The sequence below is a fragment of the Thiomonas sp. X19 genome (genome assembly GCF_900089495.1).
Classification (GTDB): Bacteria; Pseudomonadota; Gammaproteobacteria; order Burkholderiales; family Burkholderiaceae_C; genus Thiomonas_A.
Genome location: NZ_LT605203.1, coordinates 4,333,143 through 4,356,496, shown reverse-complemented (window position 1 = coordinate 4,356,496; position 23,354 = coordinate 4,333,143). Strand labels below are relative to the sequence as shown.

General features: G+C 63.3%; 21 protein-coding genes and 5 tRNA genes. 25 read left to right on the top strand and 1 reads right to left on the bottom strand.

Going from position 1 to position 23,354, the window contains the following annotated elements; genetic code table 11:
* Positions 1-114: 114 nt before the first annotated feature.
* The 22 genes from THIX_RS21330 to THIX_RS21225 all read left to right on the top strand — a co-directional run bounded on the left by THIX_RS21330 (position 115) and on the right by THIX_RS21225 (position 21,050).
* Positions 115-315, top strand: a complete 201-nt coding sequence (locus tag THIX_RS21330; RefSeq protein ID WP_112487809.1) for a DUF2283 domain-containing protein — start codon at positions 115-117, stop codon at positions 313-315.
* A gap of 15 nt (positions 316-330) precedes the next feature.
* A complete protein-coding gene (gene gspF / locus THIX_RS21325; RefSeq protein ID WP_112487808.1) occupies positions 331-1,545 on the top strand; it encodes a type II secretion system inner membrane protein GspF in 1,215 nt (404 codons plus the stop codon).
* Positions 1,546-1,900: 355 nt separating this feature from the next.
* Positions 1,901-2,683, top strand: a complete 783-nt coding sequence (locus THIX_RS21320; protein WP_112487807.1) for a CHASE domain-containing protein — start codon at positions 1,901-1,903, stop codon at positions 2,681-2,683.
* 118 nt (positions 2,684-2,801) lie between these two features.
* Complete coding sequence (locus THIX_RS21315) at positions 2,802-3,716, top strand: 5'-nucleotidase (RefSeq protein WP_112487806.1); 915 nt, start codon at positions 2,802-2,804, stop codon at positions 3,714-3,716.
* Between the two features lie 103 nt (positions 3,717-3,819).
* Complete coding sequence (locus THIX_RS21310; RefSeq protein WP_233224671.1) at positions 3,820-4,098, top strand: acyl-CoA-binding protein; 279 nt, start codon at positions 3,820-3,822, stop codon at positions 4,096-4,098.
* Positions 4,099-4,373: 275 nt separating this feature from the next.
* A complete protein-coding gene (locus tag THIX_RS21305; protein WP_112487804.1) occupies positions 4,374-4,946 on the top strand; it encodes an aminodeoxychorismate/anthranilate synthase component II in 573 nt (190 codons plus the stop codon).
* 24 nt (positions 4,947-4,970) lie between these two features.
* On the top strand, positions 4,971-6,032 hold the full coding sequence (gene trpD, locus THIX_RS21300; RefSeq protein WP_112487803.1) for an anthranilate phosphoribosyltransferase: 1,062 nt from the start codon (positions 4,971-4,973) through the stop codon (positions 6,030-6,032).
* Positions 6,029-6,832: an indole-3-glycerol phosphate synthase TrpC gene (trpC, locus tag THIX_RS21295; protein WP_112487802.1), complete on the top strand. Its 804-nt coding sequence runs from the start codon at positions 6,029-6,031 to the stop codon at positions 6,830-6,832. Before trpD ends, trpC begins: the two co-directional genes overlap by 4 nt.
* Before the next feature lie 66 nt (positions 6,833-6,898).
* Positions 6,899-6,984 (top strand) — tRNA-Tyr (locus THIX_RS21290).
* A 125-nt stretch (positions 6,985-7,109) separates the two neighbouring features.
* Positions 7,110-7,183 (top strand) — tRNA-Gly (locus THIX_RS21285).
* Positions 7,184-7,257: 74 nt separating this feature from the next.
* Positions 7,258-7,332 (top strand) — tRNA-Thr (locus tag THIX_RS21280).
* A gap of 64 nt (positions 7,333-7,396) precedes the next feature.
* Positions 7,397-8,587 carry an elongation factor Tu gene (gene tuf / locus THIX_RS21275; RefSeq protein ID WP_112487721.1) on the top strand — a complete coding sequence of 397 codons (1,191 nt, stop codon included), beginning with the start codon at positions 7,397-7,399 and terminating at the stop codon, positions 8,585-8,587.
* Positions 8,588-8,664: 77 nt separating this feature from the next.
* Positions 8,665-8,740 (top strand) — tRNA-Trp (locus tag THIX_RS21270).
* Positions 8,741-8,768: 28 nt separating this feature from the next.
* Positions 8,769-9,152 (top strand): preprotein translocase subunit SecE, encoded by a 384-nt coding sequence (gene secE, locus THIX_RS21265; protein ID WP_112487801.1) that lies wholly within the window; start codon positions 8,769-8,771, stop codon positions 9,150-9,152.
* A gap of 12 nt (positions 9,153-9,164) precedes the next feature.
* A complete protein-coding gene (gene nusG, locus THIX_RS21260; protein WP_112487800.1) occupies positions 9,165-9,719 on the top strand; it encodes a transcription termination/antitermination protein NusG in 555 nt (184 codons plus the stop codon).
* Between the two features lie 180 nt (positions 9,720-9,899).
* Positions 9,900-10,331, top strand: a complete 432-nt coding sequence (rplK, locus tag THIX_RS21255; protein ID WP_112487799.1) for a 50S ribosomal protein L11 — start codon at positions 9,900-9,902, stop codon at positions 10,329-10,331.
* Entirely contained in the window at positions 10,332-11,036 is a 705-nt protein-coding gene (gene rplA / locus THIX_RS21250) for a 50S ribosomal protein L1 (RefSeq protein ID WP_112487798.1), read from the top strand.
* A 298-nt stretch (positions 11,037-11,334) separates the two neighbouring features.
* Complete coding sequence (gene rplJ / locus THIX_RS21245) at positions 11,335-11,835, top strand: 50S ribosomal protein L10 (RefSeq protein WP_112487797.1); 501 nt, start codon at positions 11,335-11,337, stop codon at positions 11,833-11,835.
* A 94-nt stretch (positions 11,836-11,929) separates the two neighbouring features.
* Positions 11,930-12,304 carry a 50S ribosomal protein L7/L12 gene (gene rplL, locus THIX_RS21240; RefSeq protein ID WP_112487796.1) on the top strand — a complete coding sequence of 125 codons (375 nt, stop codon included), beginning with the start codon at positions 11,930-11,932 and terminating at the stop codon, positions 12,302-12,304.
* A 188-nt stretch (positions 12,305-12,492) separates the two neighbouring features.
* A complete protein-coding gene (rpoB, locus tag THIX_RS21235; RefSeq protein ID WP_112487795.1) occupies positions 12,493-16,596 on the top strand; it encodes a DNA-directed RNA polymerase subunit beta in 4,104 nt (1,367 codons plus the stop codon).
* 87 nt (positions 16,597-16,683) lie between these two features.
* Positions 16,684-20,895, top strand: coding sequence for a DNA-directed RNA polymerase subunit beta' (rpoC, locus tag THIX_RS21230; RefSeq protein WP_112487794.1), 4,212 nt, complete (start codon positions 16,684-16,686; stop codon positions 20,893-20,895).
* A gap of 78 nt (positions 20,896-20,973) precedes the next feature.
* A tRNA-Met gene (locus THIX_RS21225) sits at positions 20,974-21,050 on the top strand.
* 129 nt (positions 21,051-21,179) lie between these two features.
* Here the strand turns inward: THIX_RS21225 and THIX_RS21220 are convergent.
* Positions 21,180-21,380, bottom strand: a complete 201-nt coding sequence (locus THIX_RS21220) for a ribbon-helix-helix domain-containing protein (protein ID WP_079417550.1) — start codon at positions 21,378-21,380, stop codon at positions 21,180-21,182.
* A 124-nt stretch (positions 21,381-21,504) separates the two neighbouring features.
* Between THIX_RS21220 and THIX_RS21215 the strand changes: the two genes are divergently transcribed.
* The 3 genes from THIX_RS21215 (at position 21,505) to THIX_RS23640 (ending at position 23,283) form a co-directional block, all read left to right on the top strand.
* Positions 21,505-21,732: a hypothetical protein gene (locus THIX_RS21215; protein ID WP_031407420.1), complete on the top strand. Its 228-nt coding sequence runs from the start codon at positions 21,505-21,507 to the stop codon at positions 21,730-21,732.
* A complete protein-coding gene (locus THIX_RS21210) occupies positions 21,725-23,062 on the top strand; it encodes a site-specific integrase (protein ID WP_112488537.1) in 1,338 nt (445 codons plus the stop codon). The genes THIX_RS21215 and THIX_RS21210 overlap by 8 nt, the downstream gene beginning before the upstream one ends.
* A gap of 77 nt (positions 23,063-23,139) precedes the next feature.
* Positions 23,140-23,283: a hypothetical protein gene (locus THIX_RS23640; protein ID WP_158540974.1), complete on the top strand. Its 144-nt coding sequence runs from the start codon at positions 23,140-23,142 to the stop codon at positions 23,281-23,283.
* The last annotated feature ends 71 nt before the right edge of the window (positions 23,284-23,354 follow it).

Genomic DNA, 23,354 nt, shown 5'->3' with positions numbered 1-23,354 from the left:
GAGAATTCGGCTTTGGGCGCCCGTCCCTCAAGCAGATGGGCGTGTTCTGCGCGTGGTGCTGCTGGAAGCTGGATCGACTGTTCACAATGCCTTTTTCGACCGAGGATTCAAGACGTGAAAATTCGCCACTTTGCTGACACCGACACGCCCTACATCACCATGCGCGATGACAGCCAGGTTGTCGAAACGCGTGACCTGGATGAAGACACGCTGGTTGAATACGACGCGCAAGCGCAAATGTGCGCACTCACCCTTGAACACGCGCGCGAACGCGCCGACATCCCGCATTTCAGTTTCGAGCAAGTCGCAGCCTGAGGTCTGCACGCTTTCATGCCCGCCTACCGCTTCGTCGCTCTCGACTCCGCCGCCACCGAGCAGCGCGGGGTGCTGGAGGCCGACAGTGCGCGGGGCGCGCGCGGCATGTTGCGGGCGCGCGGGCTCATTCCGCTGGAGGTCGACGCCATCGTCGCCGAGGCCGCGCCGGGCGAGGTGCGGCGTTTCAGGCGGCGCCTGCTCAACACCCAGCAACTCGCCTTGCTCACGCGCCAGATTGCGGGCCTGCTGGTGTCGGGCCTGCCGCTGGAGCGGGCCCTGGCGGCGCTGGCCGACGACGCTGACCGCGCCGAGGTCGGCCACATGCTCTCGGCCATCAAGAGCGAAGTCGCAGGCGGCCACAGCCTGGCCGCGGCGCTGTCGCAGCGTCCGCGCGAGTTCTCGTCCATCTACCGCGCCCTGGTGGCGGCCGGCGAGGACAGCGGCAATCTCGGCCTGGTGCTGGAAAGCCTGGCCGACTATCTCGAAAACGCGCAGCAGTTGCGCGGCAAGCTGATTCAGGCCATGGCCTATCCGGCCATCGTCGTGCTGGTGGCCATCGCCGTGGTGACGCTGCTGCTCACCTATGTCGTGCCGCAGGTGGTGGGCGTCTTCCAGGGCGCGCATCAAAAACTGCCCATCCTCACCATCGGCCTCATTGCCTTGAGCCACTTCCTGCGCCACTGGGGCTGGGCCATCATCGGGGTGCTGGTGGTGGGCGGCGTGCTGGCGCGGCAGGCGCTGCAATTGTCGGGGCCACGCGCCGCGCTGGACGGTGCGCTGCTGCGCAGTCCGCTGCTGGGGCGATTGGTGCGGGGTCTGAACACCGCCCGCTTCGCCTCCACGCTGGCCATTCTCACCGCCGCCGGCGTGCCCATCCTGCGTGCGCTGCAGGCCGCCATCGACACCCTGGCGAACACCGTGCTCAAGGCCGACGCGCAGGAAGCCTTGGCGCTGGTGCGCGAGGGCTCGACGCTGTCGGCCGCGCTCGGGCTGCACAAGCGCTTCCCGCCCGTGCTCATCACCTTCATCCGCCTGGGCGAACAAACCGGCACCTTGCCACAGATGCTGGAGCGCGCCGCCGACCAGCATGGCCAGGAAGTGCAGCGCCGGGCCTTCACCCTCGTCACCATCCTCGAGCCGCTGCTCATTCTGGGCATGGGGGTGCTGGTGCTCATCATCGTCCTGGCGGTGATGCTGCCCATCATCCAACTCAATAATCTGGTGAAGTAGCCTCCGGCTGGGCAATCCGGTCATCGCCAGTTGACGGCATCGGCAACTGCCATGCTTGGAACTTGTCAAGCAGCGTTTGCATTCTTGGATCTGGATGCGATGTTTGGTTACATTGGGCGGGGCTGCATCCGGCTCTGACGTCCGCAACTCCATATGTCCACCCCGCCCGCCGAGAGCGGCATCCATCCGCCGACTCGCGCGCTTCCTCGCGTGTGCGGCGATGGGCGGCGCCTCTTGCGCTCCGGGTCAGGCTGCGGCACCCGGAAGCCTCGCTCGGACATTGCCTCCTTGCAGCAGCGCATGGTTGCTGAGGGTGTGACCGATTTCCACATTCGGCCCGCCAGTTCCAGCTCCCATGTCTCCGCCATTCTTTCTTCATCTTGAACCGCTGAACGCCGCCGACAAACGCGCCATCGGCTACGACATGTCTTCCAACCCAGTGCGGTGGACCGCCATGCAATCGGCCCGTGACAGCAGGCAAGCCGCCCTCAGCGGCATGGTTGGACTGGTGCGGGATCAGCCCAAGAATCTCAACACAACGCCCCCGGACCCACCTACGAAGCCCGAACAGCCCGGGCAACCGCGCACCACGGCCCGGTCCGGCTTCCTGCTCTCTATGCCCGTGTTTCACCATATCCAGCCGCGTGCCACCCCAGCCGAGCGAGGTGCCGCCCTGCGGGGCTGGGTGTATATGCCGGTGCGTGCGCAGGACTTGATCGACAAACCTGCCCAGCGGGCAGGGACTGGGCACGGATTTCACGCTGCGCATTCACGACCTCGGCGCCCACGGTGGCGGGATGCTCTACAGCGGTCCGCAAGCCCGGGGGATAGCGCGTTCCAGGAAACGCTGACGCTGGATTTTTCCGGCCGCCGCTGGGCCTTGAGCTTTGCCTCGCTGCGGGCGTTCGAGCGTGCCCAGCGCAACCTCACACCACAAATCGTCCCGGCCTCCGGCTTGGCTCTCACATTGCTGCTCGCCGAACTGCGCCAAACCCTGGGGCATGAACGCATCAAGGTATCGTCCGAAGTCCAGCCCGTGACACTGGACCTCAAAACAGCCATCCCCTGTGGATTGCTGACCAGCGAGGCCGTCAGCAACGCCTTCAAACATGCCTTCCGCGAGGACGCGAGGGGATGATCCAGGTGCGCTTGAGCCTCACGGATGCGGGGGTCGAGTTCATCCAGGGCTATTTCCACGCCAGGCCCATGTCGGCCGGACAACTCGTGCGGTGGCAGTTGTCGGCTACCCTTGCATCATGAGTTCGACGCTGCAAGACCGTCTGGTGGTGGCCATCTCCTCGCGTGCCCTGTTCGATTTCGAGGAGGAGAACCGCATCTTCGAAGAATCCGACGATGCGGCCTATATGCGCCTGCAACTCGACCGCATCGAGCGCCCGGCCCAACCCGGCGTGGCATTCCAGCTGGTGCGCAAGCTGCTCGCGTTCAACACCAGCGACGCCGAGCGCGATCGGGTGGAAGTGGTGCTGCTGTCGCGCAACGACCCGGTGTCGGGGCTGCGCGTGTTCCGCTCGGCGCGGCATCATGCCACGCCCATCGACCGCGGCGTGTTCACCCGCGGCCGTCCGCCCTACCACTATCTGCACGCGCTGCAGGCCAACCTGTTCCTGTCCACCAACACCGACGACGTGCGCGCGGCGCTGGCTGCAGGCTTCGCTGCGGCGCAGGTCTACCCGCAATCCGCCCACGCCTCGGAGGCGCACCCGACCGAGGTGCGCATCGCCTTCGACGGCGACGCCGTGTTGTTCTCCGATGAAGCCGAGCGCGTGTTCCAGGCGCAAGGCCTGCCCGCGTTCCAGCAGCACGAAGCCAGCAAGGCGGCGCTGCCGCTGCCGCCCGGCCCGTTCAAACCCCTGCTCGAAGCCTTGCACCGGCTGCAAAGCGCGGCCAGCACGGGCGCCGTCGCCATGCGCCTGCGCACCGCCCTGGTCACCGCCCGCAGCGCGCCGGCGCATGAGCGTGCCATCCGCACGCTGATGCACTGGAACATCGCGGTCGATGAAGCCATGTTCCTCGGCGGCCTCGACAAGGGCCCCTTCCTGCGCGAATTCCAACCCGACTTTTTCTTCGACGACCAGACCGGCCACGTGCAGTCCGCCTCGCTGCATGTGCCGGCCGGCCAGGTGCACGCCGGGATACGCAGCGAGGGCTGAGCGTGCCACCGCGGCATCGTGCAGCGGCAGGCCAGGCTGCAGCGGTTCGCTGCGCCAGTCGCCACGCCGCAGCCCGTACGACCCAGACTTTTTTGCGCGCCCCATGGACACCAGGATGGACCCCAAGCTGCAAGCCGATTTCCTCGACGCCGTCTCCCGCTCCAAATCCTTGAGCCAGCGCCCCGACCCTGCCACGCTGCTGCGGCTTTACGCCCTGTACAAGCAGGCGTCCTCGGGCGACGCGCAAGGCGAGCGTCCCGGCGCGATGGATTTTGTCGCCCGCGCCAAGTGGGACGCCTGGGCGGCCAGGCGTGGCCAGGACTCGGCGCAAGCCATGGCGGAGTACATCCGCCAGGTGCAAGACCTGGAAGCCGCGGCCTGAGTTCGGGCTGCCGCCGACCCAGGCCGCTGCCCGGCAGACAGACACGCGGGCCGCGGGCCGAGCGGCGATAATGTGCCCATGATCTCCCTGTCGTCCTCCAGCCTTTTCCCACGCGTCCAGCGTCGGCATTGGCGCAAGCCAGGCGCCTGATACCCCCTGCGCCTGCGTGGCGCTCGCAAGATTCCCGCCCACGCCTGACGCTCGCACCTCGCGGGCCTCGGCGTTGAACCCGAGGCGGAATGGACCGTTCGCAAACATCCCACAGGATCCCAGACATGCTGCTGATGATCGACAACTACGACAGTTTCACCTTCAACCTGGTGCAGTACTTCGGCGAACTCGGCCAGGACGTACGCACCATTCGCAACGACGAACTCACCCTGGCCGAGATCGCGGCGCTGGCGCCCGAGCGCATCGTCATCTCCCCAGGCCCCTGCTCCCCGGCCGAGGCGGGCGTGAGCGTGGCGGTGCTGCAGCACTTTGCCGGGCGGCTTCCCATCCTCGGCGTCTGTCTGGGGCACCAGGCCATTGGCGCGGCTTTCGGCGGACAGGTGGTCCGCGCGCAGACCATCATGCACGGCAAGACCAGCGCCATCTCGCATGATGGCCGCGGCGTGTTCGACGGCCTGCCCAGCCCCTACACCGTGGTGCGCTACCACTCGCTGGCGATCGCCCGCGATACGTTGCCCGCCTGCCTGGAGATCACGGCCACGACCGAAGACGGCGAGATCATGGGCGTGCGCCACCGGCAGTACGCCATCGAAGGTGTGCAGTTCCATCCGGAATCCATCGAAACCGAGCATGGCCACCGCCTGCTGCAGAACTTCCTGCGTCCGTCCGCGCACTAAAAAACGCCATCTGGAGCCTGCCCCATGCCTATCACCAATCAGGAAGCGCTGGTGCGCGTGATCGAGCACCGCGAGATTTTTCACGACGAGATGCTGGCGCTCATGCGCCGCATCATGACCGGGGAAATGTCGCCGGTCATGATGGCCGGGCTGATCGCCGGCCTGCGCGTGAAAAAGGAAACCATCGGCGAGATCACCGCCGCGGCCATGGTGATGCGCGAGTTCGCCACCAAGGTGCCGGTGGCCGACGCCACCCATCTGGTCGACATCGTCGGCACCGGCGGCGACGCTGCCCACAGCTTCAACATCTCCACCACCAGCATGTTCGTCGCCGCGGCCGCCGGCGCGCGCGTGGCCAAGCACGGCGGGCGCAGCGTGAGTTCCGCCAGCGGCTCGGCCGATGTGCTCGAAGCCTTGGGCGCCAACATCCAGCTCAGGCCCGAACAGGTGGCGCAGTGCCTGGCCGACACCGGCATCGGCTTCATGTTCGCCCCCAACCATCACACCGCGATGAAGCACGCCGCGCCGGTGCGCAAGGAGTTGGGCGTGCGCACCCTGTTCAACATCCTCGGGCCGCTGACCAACCCGGCCGGCGCACCCAACCAGCTGCTGGGCGTGTTCCACCCCGATCTCGTCGGCATTCTGGTGCGCGTGCTGCAGCGCCTGGGCAGCCAGCATGTGCTGGTGGTGCATGGGCTGGATGGCATGGATGAAGTCTCGCTGTGCGGCGAGACCATGGTCGGCGAGCTCAAGGACGGTCAAATTCTCGAATACCGCATCCACCCCTCCGACTTCGGCCTGAAATGCTGCACCTTGCAGGACTTGCAGGTGAAGACCCCGCAAGAATCGGCCGGGCGCATGCGCCTGGCGCTGGACGATGTGGACGGCCCGGTGCGCGATGTGGTGCTGTTCAACGCCGGCTGCGCGCTCTATGCATCAGGGCTCGCCGCCTCGCTGTCCGACGGCTTGGAACTGGCGCGCAAGGCCATCGCCACGGGCCAGGCACGCGAGAAACTCGAGGCCTTTGTGGCGTACACGCGCGAACTCGCTGCATCGGTTGCTGCTTCCAGCGCGGCTTCAGCATGAGCGACATCCTGCAGCGCATCCTGGCGACCAAGGCTCGCGAAATCGCGGCAGCCCGCGTCTCGCGCCCCTTGTCCACGCTGCAGGCCGAGGCCCGCGCCCAGGGGCCGCGGCGCGGATTTGCCGCCGCGATGCAGGCGCGCGTGGCAGCGGGCGGAGCTGCCGTGATCGCCGAGGTGAAAAAGGCCAGCCCCTCCAAAGGCGTGTTGCGCGCGGATTTCCTTCCTGCCGACATCGCCGCAAGCTACGCCAGCCATGGCGCGACCTGCTTGTCGGTTCTCACCGATCGTGACTACTTTCAGGGCGCGCCCGAATATCTGGTGCAGGCGCGTGCGGCCTGCACCTTGCCGGTGCTGCGCAAAGACTTCATCGTCGACGCCTACCAAGTGGCCGAGTCGGCGGCCATGGGAGCCGACTGCATCCTGCTGATCGCCGCTGCGCTGAGCGACACGCAAATGCAGGAACTGGAAGATTGCGCCCTGACATACGGCCTCGACGTGCTGGTCGAAGTGCACGACCGCGGCGAACTCGACCGCGCCCTGTCGCGGCGCACGCCCCTGATCGGCGTGAACAATCGCAATCTGCGCACATTCGAAACCCGCTTGGAAACCACGCTCGAACTGCTTGCCGCCATGCCGGCTGGCCGCCTGGTGGTCACGGAGAGCGGCATCCTGTCCCCTGCAGACGCCGCCAGGATGCGCGCCGGCGGAGTTCACGCCTTCCTCGTGGGCGAAGCCTTCATGCGAGCGCCTGATCCCGGGCGCGCACTGGCGAACTTCTTTGCCACCCGCGAACCTGCTTGAACCGATTTGCCGACAGATTTCAGTTGACAAATCTTACGAACAACCTGAAAATTTTAGGTTCGCCTCGGAGGGGTGCCCGAGTGGCTAAAGGGGGCAGACTGTAAATCTGTTGGCTTACGCCTACGTTGGTTCGAATCCAACCTCCTCCACCAAGCGAAACCGCTGATTCCTGCTGAAGTTCGTCGGCCACGGTGCACATGAAAGCCCTGGCGCCTGGCAGATCGGACGCAATTGAACTCAGTTGGGCGCGTGTTGATTGGTGCGTTTGTTGGCCGAGGCGGGAGTAGTTCAATGGTAGAACCTCAGCCTTCCAAGCTGATGGCGCGGGTTCGATTCCCGTCTCCCGCTCCACCCTGGACGCTGCGGGAGCGGTTCGCAGCCTCGGTTCGAGTGGCGCAGCAGTCGGTTTAGGCAGTACCTCATTCGCCCATGTGGCTCAGTGGTAGAGCACTCCCTTGGTAAGGGAGAGGTCGCGGGTCCGATTCCCGCCATGGGCACCACATTCAAGTTCAAGTCTTCAGTTTCAGTTTTAACCCATCACTATCGTCTTCAGGAGCATTCATCATGGCGAAGAGCAAATTTGAGCGGACCAAGCCACACGTGAACGTGGGGACGATAGGCCACGTGGACCACGGCAAGACCACGCTGACGGCGGCCATCACCACGGTGCTGTCGAGCAAGTTCGGCGGCGAAGCCAAGGCGTACGACCAGATCGACGCGGCGCCGGAGGAGAAGGCGCGCGGCATCACCATCAACACCGCGCACGTCGAGTACGAGACCAAGAACCGGCACTACGCCCACGTCGACTGCCCCGGGCACGCCGACTACGTCAAGAACATGATCACCGGCGCGGCGCAGATGGACGGCGCCATCCTGGTGGTGTCGGCCGCCGACGGCCCCATGCCCCAGACCCGCGAGCACATCCTGCTGGCGCGCCAGGTCGGCGTGCCCTACATCATCGTCTTTCTCAACAAGTGCGACATGGTCGACGACGCCGAGCTGCTCGAGCTCGTCGAGATGGAAGTGCGCGAGCTGCTCACCAAGTACAACTTCCCCGGCGACGACACCCCCATCATCCACGGCTCCGCCAAGCTGGCCCTGGAAGGCGACAAGGGCGAGCTCGGCGAACAAGCCATCTTGCGCCTGGCCGACGCCCTGGACACCTACATCCCCACGCCCGAGCGCGCGGTCGACGGCGCCTTCCTCATGCCCGTGGAAGACGTGTTCTCCATCTCCGGGCGCGGCACCGTGGTGACCGGGCGCATCGAGCGCGGCATCATCAAGGTAGGCGAAGAAATCGAGATCGTCGGCATCGCCGCCACCCAAAAGACCACCTGCACCGGCGTGGAAATGTTCCGCAAGCTGCTCGACCAGGGCCAGGCGGGCGACAACGTGGGCATCCTGCTGCGCGGCACCAAGCGCGAAGACGTGCAGCGCGGCCAGGTGCTGTGCAAGCCCGGCAGCGTCAAGCCCCACACCCACTTCACCGCCGAGATCTACGTGCTCTCCAAGGACGAGGGCGGGCGTCACACCCCGTTCTTCAACAACTACCGCCCGCAGTTCTACTTCCGCACCACCGACGTCACCGGCGCCATCGAACTGCCCAAGGACAAGGAAATGGTCATGCCGGGCGATAATGTGAGCATCACCGTCAAACTCATCCACCCGATCGCCATGGAAGAAGGCCTGCGCTTTGCCATTCGCGAGGGCGGCCGCACCGTCGGCGCCGGCGTCGTGGCGAAAATTATCGAGTAAGGCAAGGTTTGGCTTCGGGCTTGCATCGAAGCCAGTCCTGGGATGAGCAGTACAGTGGCCAATCAGAAGGGTTCCACAGGGGCATAGCTCAATTGGCAGAGCGTCGGTCTCCAAAACCGAAGGTTGGGGGTTCGATTCCCTCTGCCCCTGCCACAACCGGGTTCAGCACAACCAGTCAACCATGGCCAATCCGAATGTAGAAACCGTCTCCACCGCGGCCGACAAGGCCAAGCTGGGGGCGGCAGGTGTTGTTTTTCTGGCCGCTTTTGCGGCCTATTACCTTTTGCACAGCCAGGAGTTGTGGCTGCGCGTGCTCGCTCTGGTGGTTTTACTGGCGCTGGCAGCCGGGTTATTCCTGCTCTCGGAACCCGGGAAAGCCCTGATTGCCTATACTCGAGAATCTGTTCGTGAGGTGCGCAAGGTCGTCTGGCCGGAGCGCAAGGAAGCCATCCAGATGACGGCGATCGTCTTCGGCTTCGTCATCCTGATGGCCCTTTTCCTCTGGATCACCGATAAGTCGCTTGAGTGGATTTTCTACGACCTGATCCTGGGTTGGAAACATTAATCGGAGTGGTCGATGGTTGAAACCTTGCCTGCCGGCCTCAAGCAGTGGTACGTCGTGCATGCCTATTCAGGCATGGAAAAGGCGGTCGAGCGCAATTTGCTCGAGCGCATCGAGCGGGCTGGAATGCAGTCGAAATTCGGCCGCATTCTGGTGCCGACCGAAGAAGTCGTGGAGATGAAAAATGGTCGCAAGACCATTACCGAACGCCGATTCTTCCCTGGCTATGTGCTCGTCGAGATGGAAATGGATGACGCCACCTGGCACCTGGTGAAGCACACCAGCAAGGTGACGGGCTTCGTCGGCGGCGCCAAGAATCGGCCCGCGCCGATCAGCGAAGCCGATGTCAGCAAGATCATGAGCCAGATCCAGGAAGGCGTGGAAAAGCCGCGCCCCAAGGTGCTGTTCGAGTCCGGCGAGATGGTGCGGGTCAAAGAAGGCCCATTCACCGACTTCAATGGCAATGTCGAGGAGGTGAACTACGAGAAATCGCGGCTGCGCGTCTCGGTCACCATCTTTGGTCGTGCCACTCCGGTGGAGCTTGAATTCCAACAGGTCGAAAAACTCTGACCGCATGGTTTTTATAACCTGGAGCTGGGCCCGAACAGGGAACGCATCCAGGCACAACGCGACATGCGGGCGGCCCGGCATGCTGCGATGAACCCGGTTCCGATTGATTTCGGAATTGCAGAGGCCGCATGAACGAGGAGCCTGCTCGCGTGGGCGTTTGAACTCGATAGGAGAAACTGCATGGCGAAGAAAATCGTCGGCTTCATCAAGCTGCAAGTCCCGGCCGGCAAGGCCAATCCGTCACCGCCCATCGGCCCGGCCCTGGGCCAGCGTGGTCTCAACATCATGGAGTTCTGCAAGGCGTTCAACGCCCAGACCCAGGGCGTGGAGCCAGGCTTGGCGTTGCCCGTGGTCATCACGGCTTATGCCGACAAGTCGTTCACCTTCATCATCAAGACCCCGCCCGCCGGCGTGTTGATCAAGAAGGCGATCAAGTTGGATAAAGGCTCGGCCAAGCCGCTGACCGACAAGGTTGGCAAGATTTCTCGTGCGCAGCTCGAGGACATTGCCAAGACCAAGATGAAAGATCTGACTGCCGCCGATCTGGATGCGGCCGTGCGCACCATCGCGGGTACGGCCCGCTCGATGGGCGTGATTGTGGAGGGCGTGTAAATGGCCAAGAAACTACCCAAGCGCTATGCGGCACTGCGCGCCAAAGTCGAGGCGAACAAGCTGTACTCGGTGGACGACGCGCTGAACCTGATCAAGGAATGCGCCGTGGCCAAGTTCGATGAATCCATCGACGTTGCCGTGGCCCTGGGCATTGACGCCCGCAAATCCGACCAGGTCGTGCGCGGCTCGGTCGTGCTGCCCGCCGGAACCGGCAAGGTCAAGCGCGTGGCGGTGTTCGCGCAAGGCGCCAAGGCTGAGGAAGCCAAGGCTGCCGGCGCCGACATCGTCGGCTTTGAAGATCTGGCCGAGCAAGTGAAGGCCGGCAATCTGAATTTCGACGTGGTCATCGCCTCGCCCGACGCCATGCGCATCGTTGGCGCTCTCGGCCAAATTCTCGGCCCGCGCGGCTTGATGCCCAACCCGAAGGTCGGCACCGTGACGCCCGACGTGGCTGGCGCCGTGAAGAACGCGAAGGCGGGTCAAGTGCAGTTCCGCGCCGACAAGGCCGGCATCGTGCATTCGACCATCGGCCGCGCCTCCTTCCAACCCGATGCGCTGAAGAGCAATCTGCAAGCCTTGGTGGAGGCGCTGAACAAGTCGCGCCCACAAACGGCCAAGGGCGTGTACCTGCGCAAGGTCGCGGTGTCTTCCACCATGGGCGTCGGCCTGCGCGTGGACGCGGCCAGCATCATGGCGACGGCTTGAGCCATTTGGAATGAAGTGGCAGCGGCTGGTCCGCTGCCGTGAACAAATTTGGTGGGTCGGGTTTGCAATGTTTCAACCGTGGCGCAAACCCGAGCGATCCAAGACCGTTGGCGAGATGCCTTGATCTCTTAATGACGAAGAACGGGGCAACCCGAGCTTCGAAGCCGACGCAGATGGCGAACCCGCTGGGAACTTCAGTCTCGTCTGGCCCTGCCAGGCGGGTTGTTGAGCTCCAGAGGACGCTGCAACCCGGTTTGTGGCACTTCGGTGTCCAGGCCATTTTCTTCAGGAGTCAACCTTGAGTCTGAATCGCACTGAAAAACAAGCCGTCGTGACCCAGGTCGCGGCGCTTGCGAGCAAGGCGCAAACTCTGGTGCTGGCGGAATACCGCGGAATCGATGTGGAGCCTATGACCCGGCTGCGTGCGCAAGCGCGCAGCAAAGGCGTGCATCTGCAAGTTCTGAAAAATACGCTAGCCCGACGCGCTGTGACAGGTACCGGTTTCGAGGTGCTTGCCGGTGAAATGACCGGCCCCTTGATCTACGGGTTTTCCGAGGATGCCATTGCGGCGGCCAAAGTCATCAACGACTTTGCCAAGACCAACGACAAGATGGTCATCCGCGGCGGCGCCACCAACGGCAAACTGCTCGATGCCGACAGCGTCAAGCAGCTCGCCAACATTCCCAGCCGCGAGGAGCTTCTCGCCAAGTTGCTGGGCGTGATGCAGGCACCGCTCACCGGCTTTGTCGGCTCGGTGGCCGCACTGGCGAAGAAGCGCGAGGAAGAGGCCGCTGCCTGAGCGCAGTGAAGCCATCCACGTTTCGACCCTTCGCGACACGGAACGACCCGTAGTTCTACCCAACCTTTATTGATTGAATTCAGGAGTACACAAAATGGCATTGAGCAAAGACGACATTCTGGACGCCGTCGGTGGCATGACGGTTCTGGAACTGAACGACCTGGTGAAGGCGTTCGAAGAGAAGTTCGGCGTGTCCGCCGCATCCATGGCGGTTGCCGCCCCGGGTGCTGGCGCCGCTGCAGCGGTTGTTGAAGAGCAGACGGAATTCAACGTCATGCTGCTGGAAGTCGGCGCCAACAAGGTGTCCGTCATCAAGGCCGTGCGCGAACTGACGGGCCTGGGCCTGAAGGAAGCCAAGGACCTGGTGGACGCAGCGCCCAAGGCGGTGAAGGAAGGCGTGGCCAAGGCTGACGCCGAAGCCGCGAAGAAGAAGCTTGAGGAAGCTGGCGCCAAGGCGGAACTGAAGTAATTCGCCCGGCACCGACCTGGCCCGGAAGGCTGATTTGGCCTTCCGGGCTTTCGCGCCTTCAAACGGGCGCGGTTTGTCGTTGTATGCGGTTGGTTGTGGTTGGTTGTGGTTTTCGGATCGGTTTTTGAATGTGCACCTGCAGTGGTGTGCATTCCAAAACGGTTTCAGTCCTGCGCAGCGGAGCGTCCATGTCCTACTCGTTCACCGAAAAGAAGCGGATTCGCAAGAGCTTTGGCACCCGCCAAGGCGTTATTGATATTCCTTTCCTGCTGGCCACCCAGCTCGAATCGTACGAATCTTTCCTGCAAAAGGACGTTCCGTCCGACAAGCGCAAGGATGAAGGCCTGCAGGCCGCGTTCACGGCGATCTACCCCATCGTCTCGCACAACCAGAACGTGCGCATGGAGTTCCTGGGCTACAACCTGGCACGCCCGGCGTTCGATATGCGCGAGTGCCAGCAGCGTGGCCTGACCTACGCCAGCGCGCTGCGCGCCAAGGTGCGCCTGATCGTGATGGACCGCGAAGCGGCCAAGCCCACGATCAAGGAAGTGAAGGAGCAAGAGGTGTACATGGGCGAGATCCCGCTCATGACCGACAAGGGCTCGTTCATCATCAACGGCACCGAACGCGTCATCGTCTCGCAGTTGCACCGTTCGCCGGGCGTGTTCTTCGAGCATGACAAGGGCAAGACCCATTCGTCGGGCAAGCTGCTGTTTTCCGCCCGCATCATCCCCTACCGCGGCTCCTGGCTGGACTTTGAGTTCGACCCGAAAGACATCCTCTATTTCCGCGTCGACCGCCGCCGCAAGATGCCGGTCACCATTCTGCTCAAGGCCCTGGGCCTGAACAACGAGCAGATCCTGGCGCATTTCTTCAGCTTCGACCATTTCGACCTGATGGACCAGGGCGCGATGATGGAATTCGTGCCCGAGCACTTCAAGGGTGAAGTGGCGCGCTTCGACATCGTCGACAAGTCGGGCAATGTGGTCGTTGCCAAGGACAAGCGCATGACCGTGCGCCACTTGCGCACGCTCGAAGAAACCGGCACGCAACGCATTTCCGTGCCGGAAGACTTCCTCGTGGGCAAGGTTCTGGCGCGCAATGTGGTGTCGGAAGACACCGGCGAAATCATCGCTCTGGCCAACGAAGAGTTGACCGATGCCGTGCTGAAAAAAATTCGCGATGCTGGCATTCGCCGCATCGAAACCCTTTACACCAACGACCTCGACCACGGCCCGTTCATCTCGCAGACCCTGCGGATCGACGAGACCACCGTGCCGCTCGCGGCCAAGGTCGCCATCTACCGCATGATGCGCCCCGGCGAGCCGCCGACCGAGGACGCCGTCGAGTCGCTGTTCAAGCGCCTGTTCTTCGACGCCGACGCGTACGATCTGTCGCGCGTGGGCCGCATGAAGTTCAACCGCCGCCTCGGTCGCGAGGAAATCGAAGGCGAGATGGTGCTGTCGCATGACGACATCATGGCCGTCATCAAGATGCTGGTGGAGTTGCGCAACGGCCGTGGCGAGGTGGACGACATCGACCACCTCGGCAATCGTCGCGTGCGTTGCGTCGGCGAGCTGGCGGAGAACCAGTTCCGCGCCGGCCTGTCGCGCATCGAGCGCGCGGTGAAGGAACGTCTCGGCCAGGCCGAGACCGAAAACCTGATGCCGCACGACTTCATCAATTCCAAGCCCATTTCGGCGGCGATCAAGGAGTTCTTCGGCTCCTCGCAACTGTCGCAGTTCATGGACCAGACCAACCCGCTGTCGGAAATCACACACAAGCGGCGCGTCTCGGCCCTGGGCCCGGGCGGCCTGACGCGCGAGCGCGCCGGCTTCGAGGTGCGCGACGTGCATCCCACCCACTATGGTCGCGTCTGCCCGATCGAGACGCCGGAAGGCCCGAACATCGGCCTGATCAACTCGCTGGCGCTGTTCGCGCAGCTCAACGAATACGGCTTCATCGAGACGCCTTACCGCCGCGTGGCCGACAGCCAGGTGACGGACCAGATCGACTACCTCTCGGCCATCGAGGAAGGCAAGTACGTCATTGCCCAGGCCAATGCCGGCATCGACGAACAAGGCCGCCTGATCGACGAGCTGGTGTCGGCGCGTGAAAACGGCGAAACCATCCTGGTCTCGCCCAGCCGCGTGCAGTACATGGACGTGTCGCCGGCGCAGATCGTCTCGGTGGCTGCATCGCTCGTGCCCTTCCTGGAGCACGACGACGCCAACCGCGCGCTGATGGGCGCCAACATGCAGCGCCAGGCCGTGCCGGTGCTGCGGCCCGAAAAGCCCTTCGTCGGCACCGGGGTCGAGCGCGTCACCGCGGTCGACTCGGGGACTGCCGTCACCGCCTTGCGCGGCGGCGTGGTCGACTATGTCGACAGCGCCCGCATCGTGGTGCGCGTGAACGATGTGGAAACCCTGGCCGGCGAAGTCGGCGTGGACATCTACAACCTCATCAAGTACCAGCGCTCCAACCAGAACACCAATATTCACCAGCGCCCCATCGTCAAGCGTGGCGACATCATCGCCCGCGGCGATGTGGTGGCCGACGGCGCGTCCACCGACCTCGGTGAACTCGCCCTGGGCCAGAACATGCTGGTGGCCTTCATGCCCTGGAGCGGCTACAACTTCGAGGACTCGATCCTGCTGTCCGAACGCGTCGTGGCGGAAGATCGCTACACCTCCATCCACATCGAGGAGTTGAACGCCGTCGCCCGCGACACCAAGCTGGGCTCGGAAGAAATCACCCGTGACATTCCCAATCTGTCGGAAAGCCAACTCGCGCGGCTGGATGAGTCGGGCATCGTCTACATCGGCGCCGAAGTCGAAGCCGGCGACACCCTGGTCGGCAAGGTCACGCCCAAGGGCGAGACCCAGCTCACGCCGGAAGAAAAGCTGCTGCGCGCCATCTTCGGCGAGAAGGCCTCCGACGTGAAGGACACCTCGCTGCGCGTGCCGTCCGGCATGTACGGCACCGTCATCGACGTGCAGGTGTTCACCCGCGAAGGCATTCAGCGCGACAAGCGCGCCCAGCAGATCATCGACGACGAACTCAAACGCTACCGTCTGGACCTGAACGACCAGATGCGCATCGTCGAGGCCGACACGTTCGACCGTATCGGCAAGCTGCTGATCGGCAAGCCAGCCACCGGCGGGCCGAAGAAGCTGACCAAGGGCACCGTGGTCACGGCCGAGTATCTGAAGGAAGTGGACCATTACCACTGGTTCGACATCCGCCCGGCCGACGAAGCCGTGGCGCAGCAGATCGAGCAGCTCAAGGATTCGCTGGAGAAGCGCCGCCACGAGTTCGACCAGATGTTCGAAGAAAAGCGCCGCAAGCTGACCCAGGGCGACGAGCTGCCCTCCGGTGTGCTGAAAATGGTGAAGGTGCACCTCGCCGTGAAGCGCCGCCTGCAGCCTGGCGACAAGATGGCCGGACGTCACGGCAACAAGGGCGTGGTCTCCAAGATCCTGCCCGAGGAAGACATGCCTTACATGGCCGACGGCACGCCGATGGACATCGTGCTCAACCCGCTGGGTGTGCCTTCGCGCATGAACATCGGCCAGATCCTCGAAACCCATCTGGGCTGGGCCGCGCATGGCCTGGGCGACCGCATTGGCGACATGCTGCGCAGCCACGTCAAGGCCACCGAGATGCGCAAGCTGCTGGGCTCGCTCTACAACTTCAGCGGCAAGCAGGAGCAACTCGATCAGTTGTCCGACGCTGAAATCCTGGAGCTGGCCGACAACCTGAAGCAGGGCATGCCTTTCGCCAGCCCGGTGTTCGACGGCGCCTCCGAAAAGGAAATCGACCAACTGCTGCAGATGGCCTATCCGGACGAGGTGGCGCAGCGTCTCAAGCTCACCGCCTCCAAGAAGCAGGCCATGCTGTTCGACGGCCGCACGGGCGATGCGTTCGAGCGCCCCGTCACCATCGGCTACAAGCATGTGCTCAAGCTGCACCACTTGGTGGACGACAAGATGCACGCCCGCTCCACGGGCCCGTACTCGCTGGTGACGCAGCAGCCGCTGGGCGGCAAGGCGCAGTTCGGCGGCCAGCGTTTCGGCGAGATGGAAGTGTGGGCGCTGGAAGCCTATGGCGCGTCTTACGTGCTGCAGGAAATGCTGACGGTGAAGTCCGACGACGTCAACGGCCGCACCAAGGTCTACGAAAGCATCGTCAAGGGCGAGCACTCGATCGAGGCGGGCATGCCCGAGTCGTTCAACGTGTTGATCAAGGAAATCCGCTCGCTGGGTCTGGATATCGAACTTGAGCGCAACTGATCGACTCGCCTCCCGGGCCGGCGTGCCCGGGATCGCACCCCTGATTTGCGCCTTAGCCTTACTGACACACAGGATTTGGAGGTTCGCATGAAAGCCTTACTCGATTTGTTCAAGCAGTTCCAGAAGGACGAGCATTTCGATGCCATCAGCATCGGCCTGGCATCGCCGGAAAAGATTCGTTCCTGGTCGTTCGGGGAAGTGAAGAAGCCCGAGACCATCAATTACCGCACCTTCAAGCCCGAGCGCGACGGCCTGTTCTGCGCCAAGATCTTCGGTCCGATCAAGGACTACGAGTGCTTGTGCGGCAAGTACAAGCGCCTGAAGCATCGCGGCGTCATCTGCGAGAAATGCGGTGTCGAAGTCACGCAGAGCAAGGTGCGCCGCGACCGCATGGGCCACATCGAGCTGGCCTCGCCGGTGGCCCACATCTGGTTCCTGAAGAGCCTGCCCTCGCGTCTGGGCATGATTCTCGACATGCCGCTGCGCGACATCGAACGCGTGCTGTATTTCGAGGCCTATGTCGTCACCGACCCGGGCATGACCCCGCTGACGCGTCGCCAGGTGCTGTCGGAGGACGAGTACACCGCCAAGCGCACCGAGTTCGGTGACGAGTTCGTCGCCTTCATGGGCGCCGAGGGCATTCGCGACCTGCTGGCGCATATGGACCTGGAGCAGGAAACCGGCGAGTTGCGCGGCGACCTGCAGGGCTCGGACACCAAGGTCAAGAAAAACTCCAAGCGCCTGAAGGTGCTGGACGCGTTCCGCAAGACCAACTCCAAGCCCGAGTGGATGGTGCTGACCGTGCTGCCGGTGCTGCCGCCGGACCTGCGCCCGCTGGTTCCGCTGGACGGCGGCCGCTTCGCCACCTCCGACTTGAACGACCTGTACCGCCGCGTCATCAACCGCAACAACCGCCTGCGCCGCCTGCTCGAACTCAAGGCGCCGGAAATCATCGTGCGCAATGAAAAGCGCATGCTGCAGGAAGCGGTCGATTCGCTGCTGGACAACGGCCGCCGCGGCAAGGCCATGGTGGGCCAGAACAAGCGCCCGCTGAAGTCGCTGGCCGACATGATCAAGGGCAAGGGCGGCCGTTTCCGCCAGAACCTGCTGGGCAAGCGCGTCGACTACTCCGGCCGTTCGGTCATTGTCGTCGGCCCCACGCTCAAGCTGCACCAGTGCGGCCTGCCCAAGCTGATGGCGCTGGAACTGTTCAAGCCCTTCATCTTCAACCGCCTGGAAGCCATGGGCGTGGCCACCACCATCAAGGCGGCGAAGAAGGAAGTCGATTCGCAGACCCCCATCGTCTGGGACATCCTGGAAGAGGTCATCCGCGAACATCCGGTGATGCTCAACCGCGCGCCCACGCTGCACCGCCTGGGCATCCAGGCGTTCGAGCCGGTGCTGATCGAGGGCAAGGCCATTCAGTTGCACCCGCTGGTCTGCGCCGCCTTCAACGCCGACTTCGACGGCGACCAGATGGCCGTGCACGTCCCGTTGTCGCTGGAGGCGCAGATGGAAGCCCGCACGCTGATGCTGGCCTCCAACAACGTGCTGTTCCCGGCCAACGGCGAGCCCTCCATCGTGCCGTCGCAAGACGTGGTGCTGGGCCTGTATTACGCCACCCGCGAGCGCATCAACGGCAAGGGCGAAGGCATGGTGTTTGCCGACATCGGCGAAATTCATCGCGCGCTGCAGTCCGGCGACCTTGAAATCACGGCCCGCGTCAGCGTGCGCCTGACCGAGTACGAGCGCGACAAGGCCACCAAGGCCCTGACGCCCAAGACCTCGGTGGTGGAAACCACGGCTGGCCGTGCGCTGCTGTCGGAAATTCTGCCCAAGGGCCTGCCGTTCAGCGTGCTGAACAAGGCGCTGAAAAAGAAGGAAATTTCGCGCCTGATCAACTCCTCGTTCCGCCGCTGCGGCCTGCGCGACACGGTGATCTTCGCCGACAAGCTGCTGCAGTCGGGCTTTGCGCTGGCCACCCGCGCGGGCATTTCCATCAGCGTGGATGACATGCTGATCCCGCAGGAAAAGCACGCCCTGATCGCCCACGCCGAAAAGGAAGTCAAGGAAATCGAGCAGCAGTACGCCTCCGGCCTGGTGACCCAGGGCGAGCGCTACAACAAGGTGGTGGACATCTGGGGCCGCACCGGCGACGAAGTCGGCAAGGCGCTGATGAACCGCCTGGCCACCGAGCCCGTGACCGACCGCCACGGCAAGGAAGGCCGCCAGGAGTCGTTCAATTCCATCTACATGATGGCCGACTCCGGTGCGCGCGGTTCCGCGGCGCAGATTCGCCAGCTCGCCGGCATGCGCGGCCTGATGGCCAAGCCTGACGGCTCCATCATCGAAACCCCCATCACGGCCAACTTCCGTGAAGGCCTGAACGTGCTGCAGTACTTCATCTCCACCCACGGCGCGCGCAAGGGCCTGGCCGATACGGCGTTGAAAACCGCCAACTCCGGCTACCTCACGCGCCGCCTGGTGGACGTGACGCAAGACCTGGTCATCACCGAGCAGGACTGCGGCACCACCCACGGCGTGGCCATGCGTGCCTTGGTCGAAGGCGGCGAGGTCATCGAGTCGCTGCGCGACCGCGTGCTCGGCCGCGTTGCCGCCACCGACGTCACCAGCCCCGAGACGCAGGAAGTCATCATTCCCGCCGGCGACATGCTGGACGAAGACCTGCTCGACATGGTGGAAGCCGCCGGGATCGACGAGATCAAGGTGCGCACTCCGCTCACCTGCGAAACCCGCTACGGCATGTGCGCCAAGTGCTATGGCCGCGACCTCGGCCGTGGCGTGCTGGTGAACACCGGCGAAGCGGTTGGCGTCATCGCCGCGCAGTCCATCGGCGAGCCCGGCACCCAGCTGACGATGCGCACCTTCCACATCGGTGGCGCTGCATCGCGTGCCGCCGTGGCCTCCAGCGTGGAAGCCAAGAGCGCGGGCACGGCACGCTTCACCGCCACCATGCGCTACGTCACCAACTCCAAGGGCGAGCAGGTGGTCATCTCCCGCTCCGGCGAGGTGTTGATCACCGACGACTACGGCCGCGAGCGCGAGCGCCACAAGGTGCCTTACGGCGCCCTGCTGTTCGTCAAGGACGGCTTGGCGATCAAGGCCGGCACGCCGCTGGCCAACTGGGATCCACTCACCCGCCCCATCATCACCGAGTACGCCGGGCGCGTGAAGTTCGAGAACATTGAAGAAGGCGTCACCGTCGCCAAGCAGGTGGACGAGGTCACCGGCCTGTCCACCCTGGTGGTGATCGATCCCAAGCGCCGCGGCTCGGCCAAGGTCATCCGGCCGCAGGTCAAGCTGCTCAACGAACAAGGCCATGAAGTCAAGATTCCCGGCACCGAGCATGCCGTGGCCGTGGGCTTCCAGGTCGGCGCGCTGATTCAAGTGCGCGACGGCCAGGACGTCGGTCCCGGCGAAGTGCTGGCGCGCATCCCGATGGAAGGCCAGAAGACCCGTGACATCACCGGTGGTCTGCCGCGCGTGGCCGAGTTGTTCGAGGCGCGCTCGCCCAAGGACGCCGGCATGCTGGCCGAGATCACCGGAACCGTGTCCTTCGGCAAGGAAACCAAGGGCAAGGTCAGACTGGTCATCACCGACCTCGACGGCCAGAGCCACGAGTTTCTCGTGCCCAAGGAGAAGACCATCCTCGTCCACGAAGGCCAGGTCATCAACAAGGGCGAACTGGTGGTCGACGGCTCGGCCGAGCCGCAAGACATCCTGCGTCTGCTGGGCGTCGAAGCCCTGGCGCGCTACATCGTCGACGAAGTGCAAGACGTCTACCGCCTGCAGGGCGTGAAGATCAACGACAAGCACATCGAAGTGATCGTGCGCCAGATGCTGCGGCGCGTCGAGATCAAGGATTCCGGCGAGAGCGAGTACATCACCGGCGAGCAGGTGGAGCGCTCCGAAGTGCTGCAAACCAACGCCAAGCTCACCGAGCAAGGCAAGGTGCCCGCAACCTTCAACAACATCCTGCTCGGCATCACCAAGGCCAGCCTGTCCACCGACAGCTTCATCTCCGCCGCCTCCTTCCAGGAAACGACACGCGTGCTGACCGAAGCCGCCATCATGGGCAAGCGCGACGAACTGCGCGGCTTGAAGGAAAACGTCATCGTCGGCCGCCTGATTCCCGCAGGCTCCGGCATGGCCTTCCACCAGGCCCGCAAAGCCAAGGAAGTGCTCGACCACGCCGAACGCACCGCCCAAGCCGCCGCCGAACTCCAGGCCCTGGAAGACAGCGGCTCAGCCCAGGCCGGTGAAGAAGCCAGCCTCTGATCCCACCCGGACAAGCGCACCATCACCCGACAAAAGATGCGCCAAGTTCCGATTCAGGGTATACTTACAGGTTCCAGACGCGGGGTGGAGCAGCCTGGTAGCTCGTCGGGCTCATAACCCGAAGGTCGCAAGTTCAAATCTTGCCCCCGCAACCAAGATTTCTTGAATAAAGCCAAGCACTTAGCGGTGCTTGGCTTTTTTGTTGCCCGCTGCTTTTTGGGCCATGGCCCATCGTTGGCCCAAACTTGGCCCGACTCTAGCCCACTGCTTGTTCGATCAACCGATCAAGATGACCTTCGCTTCGCCGAAGGCTTTGGCCCATCAGCCGCAGGAGCTGATGCTTCTAGGTAGGCCTCCAAGGCGAGCCGCACGACATCCGAGCGCGACGGGATTTTTCCCATCTCCGGCAGCAGATCAATACGTTTCTTGTCCAACAGCTCCATCAGGTCCGGAGGCAATCGCACATTGATCTGCAGTCTGTCCATTTGATCTCTTCTCACAAGTGTGGCGAAAGCATAACAGCGTCTACACAAAAGACATTGACATGCCACGCTACTTGTCTACACTGTAGTCATTCGCACTTCGCGATGTAAAGACAGGAGGATCACCATGAGCTTGACTTATTTAACAACGGACGAACTCTCAGGGCGTATCAAGTATGACGCCCGAACGATTCGCGAGCGCCTGAAAGATGCTGTACTTCTGGAGGGGACCCATTACATCCGTCCATTTGGCGGGCGCAAGATCCTTTACATCTGGGAGCGAATCGAAAGCGACATGCGATCGAATTCGACCCTCGAAATCCCGATGGCAAATGGCGGTGTGTGCCATGGGTAGCATCCGAAAGCTACAGGCGACCGGGAAGCTTTTTCTCGACTTCCGCTATCACGGAGGTCGGTGCAGGGAATACACCGTTCTCGACGACACGGCCAACAACCGCAAGAAGCTCGAGCGCCTACTCGAACGCATCGAGCGCGACATCCAACTCGGCCGCTTCGAATACGCGGCCTATTTCCCCAATAGCCGGGCATTGACGGCAACACCCAAGCCTCCGGCTTCGCTGGCAGCAGGAGTGGCCCGCGCTTTGGCCTCTGTGGAGCCGGTCGCAGCACGCCACGCACCCACCCCCACGTTTGCCGATTTCGCCCAGCAATGGATGCAGGAAAACGCCGTGCAATGGCGCCGCTCCTATCAGCGCACGGTGGCCGACATCGTCGCCGTGCACCTTGCTCCGCCTTTTCAGGAGCGGGAGGTCGGAAGCCTCTCGCGCGAAGAACTTCTTGCCTTTCGGTCGAAACTCGCCAAAGTACCCGGCCGAACCAAGCAAACCCTCTCACCACGCCGGATCAACGCCATCATGAATGTGATGCACGCCATCCTGAACGAAGCCTCCGACCGCTATAAGTTTACGTCGCCCTACTACAACATCAAACCCCTGAAGATCGCCAAGAGCGATGTGCAGCCCTTCACCCTGGAGGAAGTGCGCTCGCTCATCCAGAGCGTGCGCGAGGACTTCCGCGACTACTACACCGTGCGCTTTTTCACAGGGCTGCGCACTGGCGAGATCGACGGACTGAAGTGGAAGTACGTGGACTTTTCCCGCCGGCTGATCCTGGTGCGCGAGACCATCGTGGCCGGTGAACCCGACGAAGCCACCAAAACGATTGAGTCCAACCGCGAGGTGCAGATGAGCCAAGTGGTGTTCGACGCCCTGCAGCGGCAATTTCAGCGCACGGGGCCGCTCAAGCTCTGGGTCTTCTGCAATAGCGAAGGCCAGCCACTCGACCACAACAACGTGACCAAGCGGGTCTGGTATCCAATCCTGCGCTTTCTTGGCTTGGATCCCAGGCGACCTTACCAATCACGGCATACGGCGGCGACGCTGTGGCTGGCGGCCGGCGAGAACCCGGAGTGGATCGCCCGGCAGATGGGACATACCTCGACCGAAATGCTGTTCAAGGTCTACAGCCGCTATGCGCCATGCGGCTCATTGCTGGCGCCCAGGCCGTGGGCCGCCAGCGCGTACTTTCGACCCGTGCGCGCGCTTATTGCAACGGCACAAGCTACGCAATCCATGTTGCGCGAAACCGAACCGATGGAAGACAACCCTGCCCAGGATTGGGCATGGTGCGCCGCCAAGGAACTGCTTGCCATGCAACCCAGCTAATCGCGCTGTGTTTCGCCGTGCGCTGAATCCATCCAGCAGCGCACCAGCGCTGCGCAAACCATCCACGGAGTTCCACCATGCACACGCCATTTTTAGTCCTTGCCGCTTCGCTTTTGACCAAGCTTGCGGCCATCTTTTTTGTGATTCTCGTTGCCGAGATTTTCCTGATTTTTTCGCCGTTTGTCTGGGTCTTGGGCACGGCGGCCCACTTGCTTGTGTAGCGCATTGCGCCACACGGTGAATACACACAGCAGCCGCACCCGCGCTGCGTTTTCCAAACCATTGAAAGGTT

Coding starts and splice junctions, on each gene's coding strand:
- trpC (WP_112487802.1), top strand. CDS start 6,029: ATGAGCGACATCCTGCAGCGCATCCTGGCGACCAAGGCTCGCGAAATC.
- tuf (WP_112487721.1), top strand. CDS start 7,397: ATGGCGAAGAGCAAATTTGAGCGGACCAAGCCACACGTGAACGTGGGG.
- THIX_RS21305 (WP_112487804.1), top strand. CDS start 4,374: ATGCTGCTGATGATCGACAACTACGACAGTTTCACCTTCAACCTGGTG.
- trpD (WP_112487803.1), top strand. CDS start 4,971: ATGCCTATCACCAATCAGGAAGCGCTGGTGCGCGTGATCGAGCACCGC.
- THIX_RS21215 (WP_031407420.1), top strand. CDS start 21,505: ATGAGCTTGACTTATTTAACAACGGACGAACTCTCAGGGCGTATCAAG.
- rpoB (WP_112487795.1), top strand. CDS start 12,493: ATGTCCTACTCGTTCACCGAAAAGAAGCGGATTCGCAAGAGCTTTGGC.
- THIX_RS21210 (WP_112488537.1), top strand. CDS start 21,725: ATGGGTAGCATCCGAAAGCTACAGGCGACCGGGAAGCTTTTTCTCGAC.
- secE (WP_112487801.1), top strand. CDS start 8,769: ATGGCCAATCCGAATGTAGAAACCGTCTCCACCGCGGCCGACAAGGCC.
- THIX_RS21320 (WP_112487807.1), top strand. CDS start 1,901: ATGTCTCCGCCATTCTTTCTTCATCTTGAACCGCTGAACGCCGCCGAC.
- THIX_RS21310 (WP_233224671.1), top strand. CDS start 3,820: ATGGACACCAGGATGGACCCCAAGCTGCAAGCCGATTTCCTCGACGCC.
- nusG (WP_112487800.1), top strand. CDS start 9,165: ATGGTTGAAACCTTGCCTGCCGGCCTCAAGCAGTGGTACGTCGTGCAT.
- THIX_RS21315 (WP_112487806.1), top strand. CDS start 2,802: ATGAGTTCGACGCTGCAAGACCGTCTGGTGGTGGCCATCTCCTCGCGT.
- THIX_RS23640 (WP_158540974.1), top strand. CDS start 23,140: ATGCACACGCCATTTTTAGTCCTTGCCGCTTCGCTTTTGACCAAGCTT.
- rplA (WP_112487798.1), top strand. CDS start 10,332: ATGGCCAAGAAACTACCCAAGCGCTATGCGGCACTGCGCGCCAAAGTC.
- rplL (WP_112487796.1), top strand. CDS start 11,930: ATGGCATTGAGCAAAGACGACATTCTGGACGCCGTCGGTGGCATGACG.
- THIX_RS21220 (WP_079417550.1), bottom strand. CDS start 21,380: ATGGACAGACTGCAGATCAATGTGCGATTGCCTCCGGACCTGATGGAG.
- rpoC (WP_112487794.1), top strand. CDS start 16,684: ATGAAAGCCTTACTCGATTTGTTCAAGCAGTTCCAGAAGGACGAGCAT.
- rplK (WP_112487799.1), top strand. CDS start 9,900: ATGGCGAAGAAAATCGTCGGCTTCATCAAGCTGCAAGTCCCGGCCGGC.
- gspF (WP_112487808.1), top strand. CDS start 331: ATGCCCGCCTACCGCTTCGTCGCTCTCGACTCCGCCGCCACCGAGCAG.